Here is a 14,932-nt window from a genome sequence, read left to right as displayed (position 1 = left end):
GGCGCCGGCCGGGCACGGTACGGTTGGCGCGTGTTCGGACGCCGCCGCTCCCCCAGCCCCGAGCCGAGCGACCACCCTGGCCTCGGCATCGGAGCCCTCGTGCAGGTCGTCGACACCGACCGCGGCGGGGAGCGCTGGGCTGGCGAGCCGATCGGCGTCATCGTGGCGCCCGGCGGGAACCAGCACGTCGGTCTCCCGGGCGTCGGTGAACCCTTGTCGTGGACGGTCGCGTTCGACGACGCCGTGTACACGAAGGACGGCCGCGGCCCGTTCGAGCGCGCGACCGTCCTGAGTCGTCAGCTGGTGCCGATCCAGCCGGCACCGGACACCGAGGCCTAGTACTCCTCGGAACCGCTCTTCATCATGGCGGCCAAGGCCATGCAGACCCCTACGCCGCCGAGCACGCCGATGCCGATGATGAAGCCTGCGATGAGTTCGAGCATTGGGGACTCCTTGGTTCCGGGGCCGGTGTGGCTGTTCTCAGGTTAGCGGATGCCGCGCATGAGCTTCAGGACCGGCTTGGCCAGGGCGAGCAGCACGACGCCGACGACCACCGCCGCGAGACCGAGGACGGCGAAGTACGGCGCCTCGTTCTTCGGGTCGTAGTACTGCGAGAGGACACCGGTGACCGCTGTGCCGAGCGACACCGACAGGAAGAACAGCGCGACCATCTGCGTCTGGAACTTCGGCGGGGCGAGCTTCGTCGCCACCGACTGCCCGACCGGCGAGAGCAGGAGCTCGGCGATCGTGAAGACGAGCAGGATCCCGACGAGGGCGAGCAGCGGCGTGCCGTTCTCCCCGGTGCCGACGAACGGCAGGAACAGCAGGAACGCGACGCCCATGATGCCGGTGCCCATCGCGAACTTCGTCGGCGTGGAGGGCTGGCGGTCGCCGAGCTTGGTCCAGATCGCGGCGAAGACGCCGGACAGGACGATGATGAACACCGGGTTGATCGACTGCACCCACGACACGGGCATCTCCCAGCCGAAGAGCGAACGGTCGAGGCGTTCGTCGGAGTAGACGGTCACGACCGTGAACTGCTGCTGGTAGAGCGACCAGAAGACGGCGCTGCCGATGAACAGCGGGATGAACGCGAGCACGCGGGACCGCTCCTGCGCGGTGATGCCGCTCGTCAGGATCACCACGAAGTAGCCGACGGTGGCGAGCACGACGATCGCGACCACGACGGTGGGCAGGTTCTCCACGTTCAGCAGGCCGGTGAGGACCGCGACGACGATGATGATCAGGCCGACGACGACGAGCACGCCGATGAGTGGCAGCCGGCGGCGATCGACCGGGTTCGTGACGCGCCGCACCGAGTCCGGCAGCTTGCGGCGCCGGATCGCGTACTGCACCAGGCCGGCCGCCATGCCGACGGCCGCCAACCCGAAGCCGTAGTGGAACCCCAGCGAGGACTGCAGCAGCCCGGTCAGGAGCGGACCGAAGAACGCTCCGAGGTTCACGCCGAGGTAGTACAGCGAAAACCCGGCGTCACGGCGCGGGTCGTCTCGACTGTAGAGCCCGCCGACGATCGTGGTCGCCGTCGCCTTGAGCCCGCCGGAGCCGAGCGCGATGAGCACGAGGCCGACGCCGACGCCGGCCACCCCCGGGATGAGCGCGAGGGCGATGTGTCCGAGCATGACCACGATCGCGCTGCCGAACAGGGTCCGGTCGGCGCCGAGCAGCCGGTCGGCGATCCACGCGCCGATGATCGTGAAGAGGTACACGGCGCCGCCGTAGGCCCCCATGATCCCGCTGGCGATGCCCTTGTCGATCCCCAGGCCGCCCTGCGAGAGCGTGTAGTACATGTAGATGAGGACGATGCCCTGCATCCCGTAGAAGGAGAACCGCTCCCAGAGCTCGACCGCGAACGGCGTCGACAGCTCGAAGGGCTGTCCGAAGAAGGTGCGCTTGTGCTCCGGCGTGCGTTCCGGTGCGGTGGTACCTGACATGCCGGACAGTCTGCCCCGCGCGTACGGGGCGCGCCCAATCGTCTAGCCCTGCTCACGTATTGCGCGCGAGCGCTTTTGGAGGGTTCCCACGACGGTCCCGGCCGCCCGGCGGCGCCCGGTTGTGCGGCCCGGACGGCGTTCACGCGATCCACGGGCACGGTCAATAGCGTGGTCTCTGCAACACCGGACAGAGCAGTTCAGGAGGACTCCCGACCATGGTCGACACCGCACCCGTCCCCAGCACGAACACCCCCAAGGCCGACGCCTCGGGCGACCCCGCCGCGGGTACGCCGGCGGGCGGGACGGACACCGGCGTCCGCATCGACGTGGACCTGCTCGCCGAGCACCTGCTCGGCCGCTGGGCGGAGGACCGACGCGCCTCCCGTCGCCTGGCGCTCGACCCGGCGATGCACAAGATCGAGGGCATGCCCTCCGCCGAGCACCGCGCCCGGACGCTCGACCAGCTCCGTCTGCTCGTCGAGGCCGGTGCCATCCAACGCCCCTACCCGGAGGAGATCGGCGGCCAGAGCAACCACGGTGGCAACCTCGCCGCGTTCGAGGAGCTGGCCACCGCCGACCCGTCGATGCAGATCAAGGCCGGCGTGCAGTGGGGCCTGTTCGGTTCCGCCGTGCACCACCTCGGCACCGAACGGAACCACCGCGAGTTCCTGCCCGGCATCGTCTCGTTCGACGTTCCCGGTTGCTTCGCGATGACCGAGACCGGCCACGGGTCCGACGTCCAGAGCATCGCCACCACGGCGACGTACGACCCCGCGACCGAGGAGTTCGAGATCCACACGCCCTTCCGCGGGGCCTGGAAGGACTACATCGGCAACGCCGCCCTGCACGGCAAGGCCGCCGTCGTGTTCGCCAAGCTCGTGACGCACGGCGTCGACCACGGGGTGCACGCGTTCTACGTCCCGCTCCGCGACGACGAGGGCGCCTTCCTGCCCGGTGTCGGCGGCGAGGACGACGGGTACAAGGGCGGCCTCAACGGGGTCGACAACGGGCGTCTGCACTTCGACCACGTCCGGGTGCCCCGCACGAACCTCCTCAACCGCTACGGCGACGTCGCCGAGGACGGCACCTACTCCTCGCCGATCGCCTCCCCCGGCCGTCGGTTCTTCACCATGCTCGGCACGCTGGTGCAGGGGCGGGTGTCCCTCGACGGGGCCGCGGTGGTCGCCCAGAAGATCGGTCTGCAGATCGCCCTGACGTACGCCGCCCAGCGCCGGCAGTTCCCCACCGGCGACGGCACCGAGGGCGTCCTGCTCGACTACGGCCGCCACCAGCGCCGACTCGTCCCCCGGCTCGCGACCGTCTTCGCCCAGTCCTTCGCGCACGAGAAGCTCCTCCGCACCTTCGACGACGTGTTCAGCGGACGCGAGGACACCCCGCAGCGCCGAGAGGACCTCGAGACCCAGGCCGCGGCCTTCAAGTCGATGTCCACCTGGTCGGCCCTCGACACCCTGCAGGAGTGCCGTGAGGCCTGCGGCGGCGCCGGCTTCCTCGCGGAGAACCGCCTCACCGGCCTGCGCGCCGACCTCGACGTCTACGTCACGTTCGAGGGCGACAACACCGTCCTGCTCCAGCTCGTCGGGAAGCGTCTGCTCACCGACTTCCGCGCGAAGGCCCCGAAGGACACCGCCTCGACGGCGAAGTTCGTCGCGTCCCAGGCAGCCACGAAGCTCGCCGACGCGACGGGCATCCGGCGGATCGGGCAGGCGGTCGCCGACCGCGGCTCGCTCGCGGCGTCCGTGACCGACCTGCAGGACGCGAAGACGCAGCACGACCTGCTCGCCGGCCGCGTCGACACGATGGTCACCGAGATCGGCATGCGCCTGGCCTCGGCCGGCAAGGACCGTGCTCGAGGTGCGCTGCTCCTGAACCGGTCGCAGCACGAACTCATCGAGGCCGCGAAGGCCCATGCCGAGCTGATGCAGTGGGAAGCCTTCACCGAGGCGATCGACGAGGTACCCGAGGGCGACACCCGCCGCGTGCTCGTGTGGCTCCGCGACCTGTTCGCGCTCGGGCTCCTCGAGCAGCACCTCGACTGGTACCTCATGCACGGGCGGATCACCGCCCAGCGTGCCCGGGCGGTGTCCGCGTACATCGACCGGCTCGTGGCACGTGTCCGCCCGATCGTCCCGCAGCTGCTCGACTCGTTCGGGTACGAGCCCGGCCACGTCCGCGCACCCATCGCCCTCGGCGCGGAGCAGGCGCGTCAGGACGAGGCACGCGCCTGGTTCGCTGCCGAAGCCGCCGCCGGTCGGCTGCCCGAGCAGGAGAAGAAGCCCCGCCCGTAGCGGCGACGAGCGTCAGGCGTCGGGCGTCTCGCGGGCCGGGAGGTCTCCGAGCGCCCGACGCAACCGCGCCTCGGCGTCGTCGCCCGATCCGGCAGCGGCAGCAGCGGCCTCGGCGTTCGCCTCGGTCACGGCCCGCACCACCTCTTCGCGCTGGATCTTCACCCCGCGGGGAGCATCGATGCCGATCCGCACGCCGTCCCCGCGGCTGTCGAGCACCGTGATGACGATGTCGTCACCGACGAGGATCCGCTCGCCGACCTTCCGCGTGAGTACCAGCACCCGATCAGCCTAGCGACAGGACGGGCACCCCCAGCAGGTGCACCGACTCCGGCGTGGCGGTCTCCCCCGCGCCGATCGCCACGACGCCGGCCACGCTCGCTCGGCCTGCCACCGCGGCGAGCATCGCCTCCGAGTCGGCGGGCTTCCGGCCGACGTCCACGACGACCCACAGCTGGTCGGGTGCCAGGCCGTGGACGGTGGCGACGTCGTCCCACGCGGCGACGCCGAGCAGGGCGTGCCGGTCGCGCACGCCCTCGGCCCGCGCGAGGATGCCGCTCCGCCGGTCCGCGGCGTCGGTGGGGCGCAGCGCGTACCGGGCTGCGAAGATCCCGGCGACGGCGTCCACGTCGTTCGGCCGGCCGACGAGCAGCACCAGGTCGCCGTCCGCAGAACGCACGGCCGGGGGAACGGGCCGAGCCGCGCCTCCAGTCCGAGGAGCGGCGGCCTGGAGGCGCGACCCGCCCTGCTCGGTCGACCCCGCGTCCGGCGGTGCGGACGTCGGGCGCGGGGCGCCGGTCGTGATCCCGTCCGCCACGAACCCGTCGAGCACCGACGCGAACGCGTCGGCCCGCGTGGACGCGGTGCCGTCGCCGCCGGCGATGCGCGCTTCGGCCTCCTCGGCGTCGGCCAGGAGCGCCGCGATCCCGACGCGCTTGTCCGCGCCGTCCGCGATGGCCACGCGGGCGGTCGGGACCTCGTCGGGCGACGGCACCTCGACGGTGGCTTCGACGTGCGCCTTCCGGAACAGCCCGCCGATGCCGGGCGTGGTGACGCGTTCGGCGGCGACGATCCGGGCACCGGCGCCGAACTCGGCGCGGACGGCGGCCCGGACGTCGTCGAGCGTGGCGCCGTTACGCTGCAATCGGGTCGGCGGCACGGACCACTCCCACGGTCTCGATGGTGGAGCCCGCGGCGGTGGCCTCCTGGTAGGAGAGCACGGGCAGGCCGTTCGACTGTGCGGACACCATGCGGTGCACGGCCGGTCGGAGTTGCGGGGCGCAGACGAGGACGGCGGAGATCCCCTGGTCCTCGACGGAGCGGACGGCGTCGCGGAGGGATCCGAGGACCTGCTCGATGCGGTGCGCGTCGAGCACGATCTGGGTGCCCTGTTCGGAGGGCCGCAGCCCCTCGAGCATCGACTGTTCGAGCAGCGGGTCGATCATGATGACCCGGAGGGTGCCGGCGTCGAGGTAGCGGGCGGGCAGCGCTGGGCCGAGCGACGCTCGGGCGGCCTCCACGAGTCCCTCGGGGTCGGTGGACACCTTCGCGCGGAGGGTCAGCGCCTCGCAGATCCGGCCGAGGTCGTTGATCGGCACCCGTTCGGCGAGCAGGCCCTGCAGGACGCGCTGGAGTTCGGCGAGGGAGAGCATCCCGGGCACGAGCTCCTCGACGGCGGCCGGGTTGACCTGCTTGACGCCCTCGGTGAGGACCTTGACGTCCTCGCGGGTGAGGAGCCGCGCCGCGTTGTCGCCGATGATGGCCTGCAGGTGGGTGACGAGCACCGACACGCGGTCGATCACGGTGGCTCCGGTCATCTCGGCGGCGTGCCGGAGCTCGGCGGGGACCCACTTGCCGGCGAGACCGAACACCGGCTCGACGGTCGTCTCCCCCGGCAGCCCCTCGAGGTGGTCGCCGAGCGCGAGGACGCTGCGGGAGGGGGCGGTGCCCCGACCCGCCTCGACACCGGCGATCCGGATCGCGTACGTCGAGGGCGGGAGTTCGATGCTGTCCCGCGTGCGGACCGGCGGCACGACGATCCCCATGTCGATCGCGATCTTGCGGCGGAGCGCGCGGACACGGCCGAGTAGGTCGTCGGAGGCGCCGGACACCATGTCGACGAGGTCCGGGGCGAGCAGGATCTCGAGGGCGTGCACGCGCATCTGCTCGATGAGGTCCTCGGGGGTGTCGGCGGACGGGGCGGCGGCCTGGAGGGCCTCCTGGCGGGCGGCATCCTGCTCGGCGCGCTTGCTCTGCTGACCGAGCCGCCAGCTGACGATCAGCAGCGTCGCCCCGATGAGCAGGAAGGGGATGATCGGCATGCCGGGGATGAACCCCATGGCGATCGCCGCGACGCCCGCGATCGCGAGGGCGTTCCGCGACTGGGTGAGCTGCGTGGTGGCGGACGATCCGATCTCCGTCTCCGCGCCGGAGCGGGTGACGATCATGCCCGTCGAGACTGCCATGAGGAGCGCCGGGATCTGCGTGACGAGACCGTCGCCGATCGTCAGGATGCCGTACTTCGACAGGGCGTCGGTCACGGACAGCCCGTTCTGCAGCATGCCGATCGCGATGCCGCCGATCAGGTTGATGACGATGATGAGGATGCCGGCGATGGCGTCGCCCTTGACGAACTTCGACGCGCCGTCCATCGCGCCGTAGAAGTCGGCCTCGGCGGAGACCGCCGCACGCCGTTCCTTCGCCTGGGCGTCCGTGATGAGTCCGGCGTTGAGGTCCGCGTCGATCGCCATCTGCTTGCCGGGCATCGCGTCGAGGGTGAACCGGGCCCCGACCTCGGCGACGCGCTCGGCGCCCTTCGTCACGACGACGAACTGGATCACGACGAGGATGAGGAAGATCACCGCGCCGATGATGATCGAACCGGAGACGGCGACGTGGCCGAACGCCTGGATGACGTCACCGGCGAAGCCCTCGCCGAGCACGAGCCGGGTCGACGCGACGTTGAGGCCGAGCCGGAACAGCGTCGCGACGAGCAGCAGCGAGGGGAACACCGAGAAGTCGAGCGGCTTCTTCACGAACAGCGTCGTGAGGAGGATCACCAGCGCCAGCAGGATGTTGCAGATGATCAGGAAGTCGAGCAGGAACGACGGCACCGGCAGGATCAGCAGCAGGATGATCCCGACGATGAAGACCGGGACGGCGAGCTTCGGCAGGTCCTTGCGGTTCATGCGGGGACTCCCTGGTTGGTCGGTTCTGGTGCTGATGTGCGGGGCCGGCGGAGCTTGCGCGGCCGGAGGTCTCCGGTGAGCGTGGCCGGGTCGATGACCGTGGCGACCTCGTCGGGCGTGGTCGGCCGCGGCGGTGCGTGCGTGCCTGCCGCGGCTCCCCGCGCCTTGAGCGCCATGACGAAGGACAGGACGCGGGCGACGGGCGTGTAGAGGTCGACGGGGACCTCCTGCCCGAGCTCGCACGCGGCGTGCAGCGCCCGGGTGAGCGGGACGTCCTGCACGATCGGGACACGGGCTTCGAGCGCCCTGTCCCTGATGACGGAAGCGACGGGACCCGCGCCCTTCGCCACCACGCGTGGTGCGGACTTACCCGGCTCGTACTTGAGCGCGACGGCGTAGTGCGTCGGGTTCGTCATCACGACGTCCGCGGTGCCGATGGCCTGCACCATCCGGTTCCGGCTCATCGCGAGCTGCCGGGAGCGCCGCTGGGACTTCACGAGCGGGTCGCCCTCGCTGTGCTTGTTCTCGTCCTTAACCTCGCGCTTGGTCATCATCGTGCGCTTGCGGTTCCGGCGGATCACCACGAACACGTCGAGCCCGGCGAGGACGAGCCCGGCGGCGATCGCGGCGCGCAGCAGCGTTCCCGCGCCACCGGCCGCGGCGTCGAGCACGGCGGAGAGTGGCAGCGAGCCGCTCGTCATGAGGACCGGGACGAGCGCCTGCACCGCGAACCAGAGCACGAGTCCGACGACGGCGGTCTTCAGCAGCGCCTTGAGGCCGTTCCACATGGCCTGCGTGCCGAACACGCGCTTGAGGCCGGCGATCGGGTCGAAGTGGTCCGGCTGCGGCGTCATCCTCCGGAAGTGCACCCCGCCCTGCGCCACCGCGGCGGCGACCACGGCGACCAGGACCACCCCGAGCATCGGACCGAGCGTGCCGGCGATCGAGCCGAGGGCGTCGTGGAAGACTGCGTTCATGGTCCCGATCGAGGGGTCGGCGATGACCCGCTGCACCGCGCGCAGCTGGTCCGACCCGGCCGCGGCGGCGTTCCCGATCGCCGCCGGCATCATGAGCGCGGCCGCCCCGATGCCGATCCACGCGCCGAGGTCCTGCGACCGGCCGATCTGGCCCTTCTGGTGGACCTCGCGCATCCGCTTCTGGGTCGCCTGCTCGGACCGCGCTCCGCTGTCGGACATACCGGTCACCCCCGTCCCGTGATCGCGTTCACCGCGTCGCCGGTGAGGGACGACACGACGGACGGCAGCGCCATGAAGAGCGCACCGGCGAAGACGACGGTCAGCCCGATCTTGATCGGGAAGCCCATCTGGAACGCGTTGAGCGCCGGTGCCACACGGGTGAGGAGACCGAGGCCCACGTCGGCGAGGAACAGCACGGCGACGAGCGGACCGGCGATCTGCAGCGACGAGAGGAACATCTGCGTGAGCGCGGTGACCAGGAGCGACGCCAGTCCGCCGAGCTCGAACGTGCCGGTGAGCGGCACCGCGTCGAACGACCGGACGAGGCCGGCGACGATGAGCTGGTAGCCGCCGGAGGCGAACAGGAGCGCGAGCGCCGCCATCTGGAACAGCCGGGTGAACTGTGCGCCGTTCACCTGGGACTGCGGATCGAACGCCTGCGCCAGCGTGAAGCCGCCGAACAGGTCGATGAGGGCACCGGCGGACTGCACGGCCGCGAAGACCAGGAACACGAGGAACCCGAGGGCGAGCCCGACGACGAGCTGGGTGAGGAGGGCGAGCAGGAAGGGGCCGGTGTCGAGCGACTCGTAGCCCTGGGCGACGCGAGGGGCGACGCCGATCGCGAGTCCGATGCCGAGGATGACCTTCACGGTCGCCGGGAACGCCCGGTACGAGAACGGCGGCGCGATGACGAAGAACGCCACGAGCCGGACGCCCGCGAGCATGGTCGCCTCGAGGCGGTCCCCGTTGATGACGAGTTCCACCGGCTACGTCCCGAGGAGCTTCGGGATCATGTCGAACGCGACGTGGGTGAACGCCACCATCTCGGAGATCATCCAGTTGCCGCAGACGACGAGGGCGATCGCCACGGCGACGGCCTTCGGCACGAAGGAGAGCGTGACCTCCTGGATCTGCGTGACGGACTGGAAGAGCGAGATCGCGAAGCCCACGACGAGCGACGTCACCAGGACGGGCGCGGCGAGCTTCGCCGACACCAGGAGCGCCTGCAGCGTCAGGTCGATGACGGCTTGCTGGTCCATCAACTCATCCCTTGATACGACTCGATCAACGACTTGATGATGAGCCCCCACCCGTCGACGAGGACGAACAGCAGGATCTTGAAGGGCAGCGAGATCATCACCGGCGGGAGCATCATCATGCCCATCGACATGAGCGCCGCCGAGACGACGAGGTCGATGACCAGGAACGGGATGAAGATGACGAACCCGATGATGAACGCGCTCCGCAGCTCGGAGATCACGAACGCCGGGATCACCGTCGTCATCGGCACGTCGGCCATCGACTTCGGGTTGTCCTGACCGGCGGCACGGGTGATGAGCGCGACGTCCTCCTCGCGCGTCTGGTGCAGCATGAACGTCCGGAGCGGCTTCGTGCCGATGTCGACGGCCTGGTTGAAGTCGAGGTGCCCGGCCAGGTACGGCTGGAGGGCGTCGTCGTTGATGTGCCCGAGGACCGGCGCCATCACGAAGAGCGACAGGAACAGCGCGAGACCGGCGAGCACCTGGTTCGGCGGGATCGACTGCAGCGCGAGGGCGTTCCGCGTCATCGCGAGGACCACGAAGATCTTCGTGAACGACGTCATCATGAGCATGAGTGCCGGTGCGACGCTGAGCAGCGTGATGCCGATGAGCGTCACGACCGCCGAGGACGGCGTGCCGTCCGGCCCGTTCACGCTGACGCTGAAGTCGCCCGTCGAGGGCGCGGTCGGCGTGGTGGGCGCGGTCGGCTCGACGACGCCGGCCGCGTGCGCGCCCGTGGCGGTGAGCATGAGGAAGCCGGCGACCATCGCCAGGCCGAGGACGACGAGGGCGGTGAGGCGTCCGGCGCGCGCCGCGGTCACCCGACCCGCCGGTTCCGGAGCGCGGCGGCGGCCTGCCGCCAGGTGTCGGCGGACAGGATCGACCCCTGCAGCTGCTGCGCCGACGGCAGCGTGGCGCGCTGCGTTCGGCGGTTGCGGGGGCGCATGGGCAGCGCCTCCGCCGCGTCGGACGGGAGGGACGGCTCGGCTCCGGTCTGCTGCTCCAGTTCCTGACGGAACGCGTCGGCCGACGGGGTCGGTCGCACGGGCAACTGGACGGGTGCGGTCACGATGGTCAGTTCGGGCGTGGGTGCCTGCCCGCTGGTGAGCAGGTTCACGCCGTGTTCGGACACGCCCAGCACGAGGCGCTCCCCCTCGACGTCCACGACGACGACGCTCGCCTTGCCGCCGATGCCCTGGCGCGCGACGACGTCGACCGTCGCCGAGCGGCGACCCTTGGCCTTGCCGCCGCCGAGGCCGCTCTTCGCCATGCGTCGGTGCAGCACCCACATGAGGGCGAGCACGACGCCGAGCGAGAGCGCGACGCGGAGGGTGATGACGAGCGTGTCCACGGTCGCGGGACTCAGACGCTCTCGGCGACGTCGAGGATCTTCGTGATGCGGACGGCGTAGTCCTGGTCCACGACGACGACCTCGCCGTGCGCGATGAGCCGCCCGTTGAGCAGGACGTCCGCGGGGGCGCCGGCGCTGCGGTCGAGTTCGACGACGGCGCCGGGCTCCATGCCGAGGACGTCGCGGACGGACATCCGGGTGCGCCCGATCTCGACCGTGAGGGTCATCTCGACGTTGTTGATCCGGCCGAGGTTCCCGGCGGGCGCCCTCGTCGCGGGCGCTGCCGATGCGGACACGGTGCCGTTCTCTCGGACGCGCAGGGCGAACCAGCCGCCGGGGACACCGCCGGCGGTGAGCTCGAACACCACCGCATCCGGGTCGGCCAGGAGCGCCGAGGCCGACTCGCGCCGGGCATCCCCGAGGACGCCGACGCCGAGGACGGTCGCGGCCGCCTCGAGGGACGGACGCAGGACGTCGGTGACGTCGACGATCCCGTGATCGGTGCCACCCGCGGCCGTGACGGCCTCGAGGTCGGTGAGCACGAGCACCAGATCGGCCGACAGGCCGCCGACGAACGACGCGACCACGGCGTCACCGGCCGCTTCGAGGGCGACGGGGGTCGCGCCTCCGGGCTGGGCCACCGCTGCCAGCGGGATCGCCGTCGGGAGCTGCGCGACGAGTGCCTCGGCCGCCTGCGTGTGGAGGGTGGTGGTGACGGTCATGCGTGCTGCTCCGTGCTCGTTGCGGCGGTTGTGGTGGTGACGACGATGCCGGCGAGGCGCGAGCCGTTCGCGCCGACGGCGGCGGTGCCGACGGGCTCCCCGTCGACCGCGATGGTGAGGGGGCGGTGCTGCGGGTGCGGCAGCGGGAGGACGTCGCCGACGGCGAGCCGGAGGACCTGCGACGGCAGGACCGTCGCGGGCGCGAAGCGCAGGCTGACGCCGACCGGGACGCCCGCGAGCTGCGCGTCGACGAGGGCGCGTGCGTCGGCCGGGCTGACGTGCGCGGCGGCCTCGCCGAGCTGGGGCAGGACGGCCTCGGCGGGCAGCGCGAGGGTGCCCGGTGCGACCCGGTCCCCCACGCGGATCGTGAACGAGGCGACGATCATGAGGTCACCCTTCTGGGCGGCCTGCGCGAACTGCGAGTTGAACTGGAACCCGCCCACGGTGACGTCGTGCGCGAGGAGGCCGCCGAACGAGTAGCGGAGGTCGTCGAGGGCGTCCTCGACGATCTTGCGCACGAGGGCCTGCTCGATCGGGGTGAACGTGCGGTCGGGTGCGGGCAGCGGCTTCGAAGCGCCGAGCGCGTGCGAGACCCAGGTCAACGCGGCGTCGAGCGGCACCTGCAGCACGCCCTTCGGCAGGACCTCCGCGATCGGGAGCAGCACCATGCCGGTGAGCGCCGGCAGCGACGCGGCGTACTCGTCGTACGTCGTCATCTGCACCTGCTCGCACGTGACCTGGCTCACGGCACGGACCTTCGCCGTGAGCTGGGTGCCCCACTGGCGCGCGAAGGTCTCGAAGGCGAGTTCGAGGACCCGGGCGTGCTCGCGGGCGAGCGTCGACGGGCGCGCGAAGTCGTACACCTCGGGCGTTGGCAGGGTCTCGGTCACGGGTGCGTCTATCGGTCCGCTGTGCGACTCCCGTCAGCGCTGTACCCCGTACTGGGGCGGTGGGTCGTGTGCTGTCGTTCCGTGGGTGCTAGCCCTGGCGTGCTCCGTCCTGTGCCTTGGCGAGCGCGGGCATCAGGGCGCTGACGTCCTGGTCCTGGTTCGACAGCACCACGATGTCGACGCGGCGGTTCAGCGTGAGGTCGGCGTCCGTGCCGCCCTTCGCGAGCGGGCGGCTCGACCCGAAGCCGACGCTCTGGATGTGTTCCGCCGGCATCCCACCGCGCTCGACGAGGTCGCGCAGCACCCCGGTCGCCCGGGCCGCGCTCAGCTCCCAGTTCGTCGCGTACGGTGCGGTCGAGTTCCGCTGGTCGGCGTGCCCCTCGACGCTGACGTCGTGGCTGCTCGTCCTGAGCACCGGCGCGATGGCGTCCATGATCCGCTTCGCCTGGTCGGACAGGTCGGCGCTGTTCGTCGTGAAGTAGGTCTCGCTGCCGACCAGGCGGACGGTGAGGCCGCGTGCGTCGACCGTGAACTGCACGTTCGAGGTCTGACCGGACTTCGCCAGGTTCGCCTTGATCGCGCTCTCGATCGCCCGGAGGTCGTCGAGCTCCCGCTTCGCCGCGGCGACGTCCGCCTTCGTCGCGGTCGTGGGAACGGCGGTGTTCGTCGGGTCGGCGGTCGCGGTCGTGGCCGCGCCGGCCTCGGCGTTGCTGTTCTCCTCGCCGCTCGACGCGCTGGAGTGGTCGGCCTGCGACTTGTCGACCGAGTACCCGGAGCCGTCCTCGACCTGGTCCTTCGTCACGACGGTCCCGGACGCGGTGTCGACCTTCTGCGACCGGACCTCGCCAAAGCCCGTCGCGAGCGAGTTCTTCAGCTGGATGTACTTCTGCTGGTCGACGGTCGACATGGCGAACAGCACGAGGAACATGCACATCAGCACGGTGATCATGTCCATGTACGACGCCATCCAGCGCTCGTCCGGGTGTTCGGCCTCGTCGTGCCCTCCCTGCTTCCGGCCGCCACGGCCACGCCCGCGCCCGCGGGGGTTCGCGCTCATGGTCAGGCCGCCAGCTGCTGGTCGTCGGCGTCGTCGGCCTTGCCCGCTTTCGGCTTCCCGCCCTTGCCCGCCTTGGCGTCGCCACCTCGGGAAGCCGGGGGCACCATCGCCGTCAGCCGCTCGCCGAGGAGTCGGGGCTGGCTGCCGGCCTGCACCGCCAGCAGTCCCTCCATCAGGAGGGTCTGCCGGTCGGCCTCGAGCTGCGCGAGCTTGCGGAGCTTGCCGCCGATCGGCAGCCACAGGAAGTTCGCGGTGAGGAGGCCCCAGAGCGTCGCGACGAACGCGCTCGCGATGAGCGGACCGAGTTCGTCCGGCTTACCGAGGTTGGCGAGGACGTGGGTCAGCGAGACGACGGTGCCGATGATGCCGACGGTGGGCGCGAACCCGCCGAGGCCCATGAAGAACGCGCTCGCGCTCCGGACCGGCGCCGCGTTCGACTCGATCTCGTCCTCGAGCAGGATCCGCAGCTCGTCGCCGTCGGTGCCGTCCGCGATGTTCTGCAGCGCCTTCTTCATGAACGGGTCGTCGTGCTTGTCGGCCTCCTGCTCGAGCGCGAGGAGGCCGTTCGCACGGGCCGTCTCGGCGAGGCCGACCACGTCGTCGATGACCGACTGCGGCGGCGTGACCTTGCCCGTGAACGCCTTCGGCACGGCCCTGAAGCTGGCGATGGCGTCCTTCAGCGTCGTGCTCGCGATGCCGCAGCCGATCGTCGCACCGAACACGAGCAGCATCGGTGCGGGCAGGAACAGGCCGGCGACCTCGACGTGCTCCATCTCGACCATGCCGAACAGTGCGCCGAAGGCGACGAGGATGCCGATGATCGTCGCGATGTCCACGTCAGCGACCCCCGTCCTGCGCGCGCTGCGGGTGGATCGCGGCGACCGGGGCGAGGCTCGGCTGCGGACCCGTCGCGTTCCGAGCCGCGGTGTCGGTGCCGTACGCCATGCCGACGATGCGCGCGCGGTACGCGGCGATCAGTTCGATGACCTCCGCCATGGACTCGCGCACGATGTACTTGGCGCCGTCGACCATGATGAGCGTCGTGTCCGGCGTCTCCTGGATGCGCTCCACGAGGTCGGGGTTGACAGCGAATCCGCTGCCGTTGAGTCGTGTGACGACGATCATGGCCCGTCCTGGTTCTCGATCGTCCCGCCGCCGTCCGTGGGGCGGGATGCGGCCCGTCCGTGGGCCTGCACCGAGGACTATCGACCCCGCCTGCTCGCGCGTTAGTGC

General features: G+C 71.0%; 16 protein-coding genes. 2 read left to right on the top strand and 14 right to left on the bottom strand.

The window, feature by feature from the left end; all coding sequences use genetic code 11:
- Nucleotides 1-30 precede the first annotated feature (30 nt).
- Nucleotides 31-339 (top strand): hypothetical protein, encoded by a 309-nt coding sequence (locus HP507_RS01815; RefSeq protein WP_175350169.1) that lies wholly within the window; start codon nt 31-33, stop codon nt 337-339.
- 146 nt (nt 340-485) lie between these two features.
- Here HP507_RS01815 and HP507_RS01810 read toward each other — a convergent pair whose 3' ends face one another.
- Nucleotides 486-1,952, bottom strand: coding sequence for a peptide MFS transporter (locus HP507_RS01810; RefSeq protein WP_175350168.1), 1,467 nt, complete (start codon nt 1,950-1,952; stop codon nt 486-488).
- 215 nt (nt 1,953-2,167) lie between these two features.
- Between HP507_RS01810 and HP507_RS01805 the strand changes: the two genes are divergently transcribed.
- Nucleotides 2,168-4,258: an acyl-CoA dehydrogenase family protein gene (locus tag HP507_RS01805; protein ID WP_175350167.1), complete on the top strand. Its 2,091-nt coding sequence runs from the start codon at nt 2,168-2,170 to the stop codon at nt 4,256-4,258.
- Nucleotides 4,259-4,270: 12 nt separating this feature from the next.
- Here HP507_RS01805 and csrA read toward each other — a convergent pair whose 3' ends face one another.
- From csrA to HP507_RS01740, 13 genes are all read right to left on the bottom strand, one after another.
- Complete coding sequence (csrA, locus tag HP507_RS01800) at nt 4,271-4,537, bottom strand: carbon storage regulator CsrA (protein ID WP_175350166.1); 267 nt, start codon at nt 4,535-4,537, stop codon at nt 4,271-4,273.
- A gap of 4 nt (nt 4,538-4,541) precedes the next feature.
- A complete protein-coding gene (locus tag HP507_RS01795; protein ID WP_175350165.1) occupies nt 4,542-5,414 on the bottom strand; it encodes a hypothetical protein in 873 nt (290 codons plus the stop codon).
- Nucleotides 5,389-7,443, bottom strand: a complete 2,055-nt coding sequence (locus HP507_RS01790) for a flagellar biosynthesis protein FlhA (RefSeq protein WP_175350164.1) — start codon at nt 7,441-7,443, stop codon at nt 5,389-5,391. Before HP507_RS01790 ends, HP507_RS01795 begins: the two co-directional genes overlap by 26 nt.
- On the bottom strand, nt 7,440-8,639 hold the full coding sequence (locus tag HP507_RS01785) for an EscU/YscU/HrcU family type III secretion system export apparatus switch protein (protein WP_175350163.1): 1,200 nt from the start codon (nt 8,637-8,639) through the stop codon (nt 7,440-7,442). Before HP507_RS01785 ends, HP507_RS01790 begins: the two co-directional genes overlap by 4 nt.
- Nucleotides 8,640-8,644: 5 nt before the next feature.
- A complete protein-coding gene (locus HP507_RS01780) occupies nt 8,645-9,403 on the bottom strand; it encodes a flagellar biosynthetic protein FliR (protein WP_271207024.1) in 759 nt (252 codons plus the stop codon).
- 3 nt (nt 9,404-9,406) lie between these two features.
- Nucleotides 9,407-9,679 carry a flagellar biosynthesis protein FliQ gene (fliQ, locus tag HP507_RS01775; protein WP_175350162.1) on the bottom strand — a complete coding sequence of 91 codons (273 nt, stop codon included), beginning with the start codon at nt 9,677-9,679 and terminating at the stop codon, nt 9,407-9,409.
- Nucleotides 9,679-10,446: a flagellar type III secretion system pore protein FliP gene (gene fliP, locus HP507_RS01770; protein ID WP_254700880.1), complete on the bottom strand. Its 768-nt coding sequence runs from the start codon at nt 10,444-10,446 to the stop codon at nt 9,679-9,681. Before fliP ends, fliQ begins: the two co-directional genes overlap by 1 nt.
- A gap of 50 nt (nt 10,447-10,496) precedes the next feature.
- The gene (locus HP507_RS01765; RefSeq protein ID WP_175350160.1) at nt 10,497-11,030 is read right to left on the bottom strand and encodes a FliO/MopB family protein; all 534 of its coding nucleotides are present in this window, start codon (nt 11,028-11,030) and stop codon (nt 10,497-10,499) included.
- An 11-nt stretch (nt 11,031-11,041) separates the two neighbouring features.
- Nucleotides 11,042-11,752 (bottom strand): flagellar motor switch protein FliN, encoded by a 711-nt coding sequence (gene fliN / locus HP507_RS01760; RefSeq protein WP_175350159.1) that lies wholly within the window; start codon nt 11,750-11,752, stop codon nt 11,042-11,044.
- The gene (locus HP507_RS01755; RefSeq protein ID WP_175350158.1) at nt 11,749-12,642 is read right to left on the bottom strand and encodes a flagellar motor switch protein FliM; all 894 of its coding nucleotides are present in this window, start codon (nt 12,640-12,642) and stop codon (nt 11,749-11,751) included. Before HP507_RS01755 ends, fliN begins: the two co-directional genes overlap by 4 nt.
- An 88-nt stretch (nt 12,643-12,730) precedes the next feature.
- Nucleotides 12,731-13,699 carry an OmpA/MotB family protein gene (locus tag HP507_RS01750; RefSeq protein ID WP_175350157.1) on the bottom strand — a complete coding sequence of 323 codons (969 nt, stop codon included), beginning with the start codon at nt 13,697-13,699 and terminating at the stop codon, nt 12,731-12,733.
- Between the two features lie 2 nt (nt 13,700-13,701).
- Nucleotides 13,702-14,535: a motility protein A gene (locus tag HP507_RS01745; protein WP_175350156.1), complete on the bottom strand. Its 834-nt coding sequence runs from the start codon at nt 14,533-14,535 to the stop codon at nt 13,702-13,704.
- Nucleotide 14,536: 1 nt separating this feature from the next.
- Nucleotides 14,537-14,824, bottom strand: a complete 288-nt coding sequence (locus HP507_RS01740) for a flagellar FlbD family protein (protein ID WP_175350155.1) — start codon at nt 14,822-14,824, stop codon at nt 14,537-14,539.
- Nucleotides 14,825-14,932: the final 108 nt, after the last annotated feature.

The sequence above is a fragment of the Curtobacterium pusillum genome, assembly GCF_013359865.1.
GTDB classification, from domain to species: Bacteria; Actinomycetota; Actinomycetes; order Actinomycetales; family Microbacteriaceae; genus Curtobacterium; species Curtobacterium pusillum.
The sequence above is the reverse complement of the archived record's forward strand: the minus strand, read 5'-3'. Positions and strand labels throughout refer to the sequence as shown.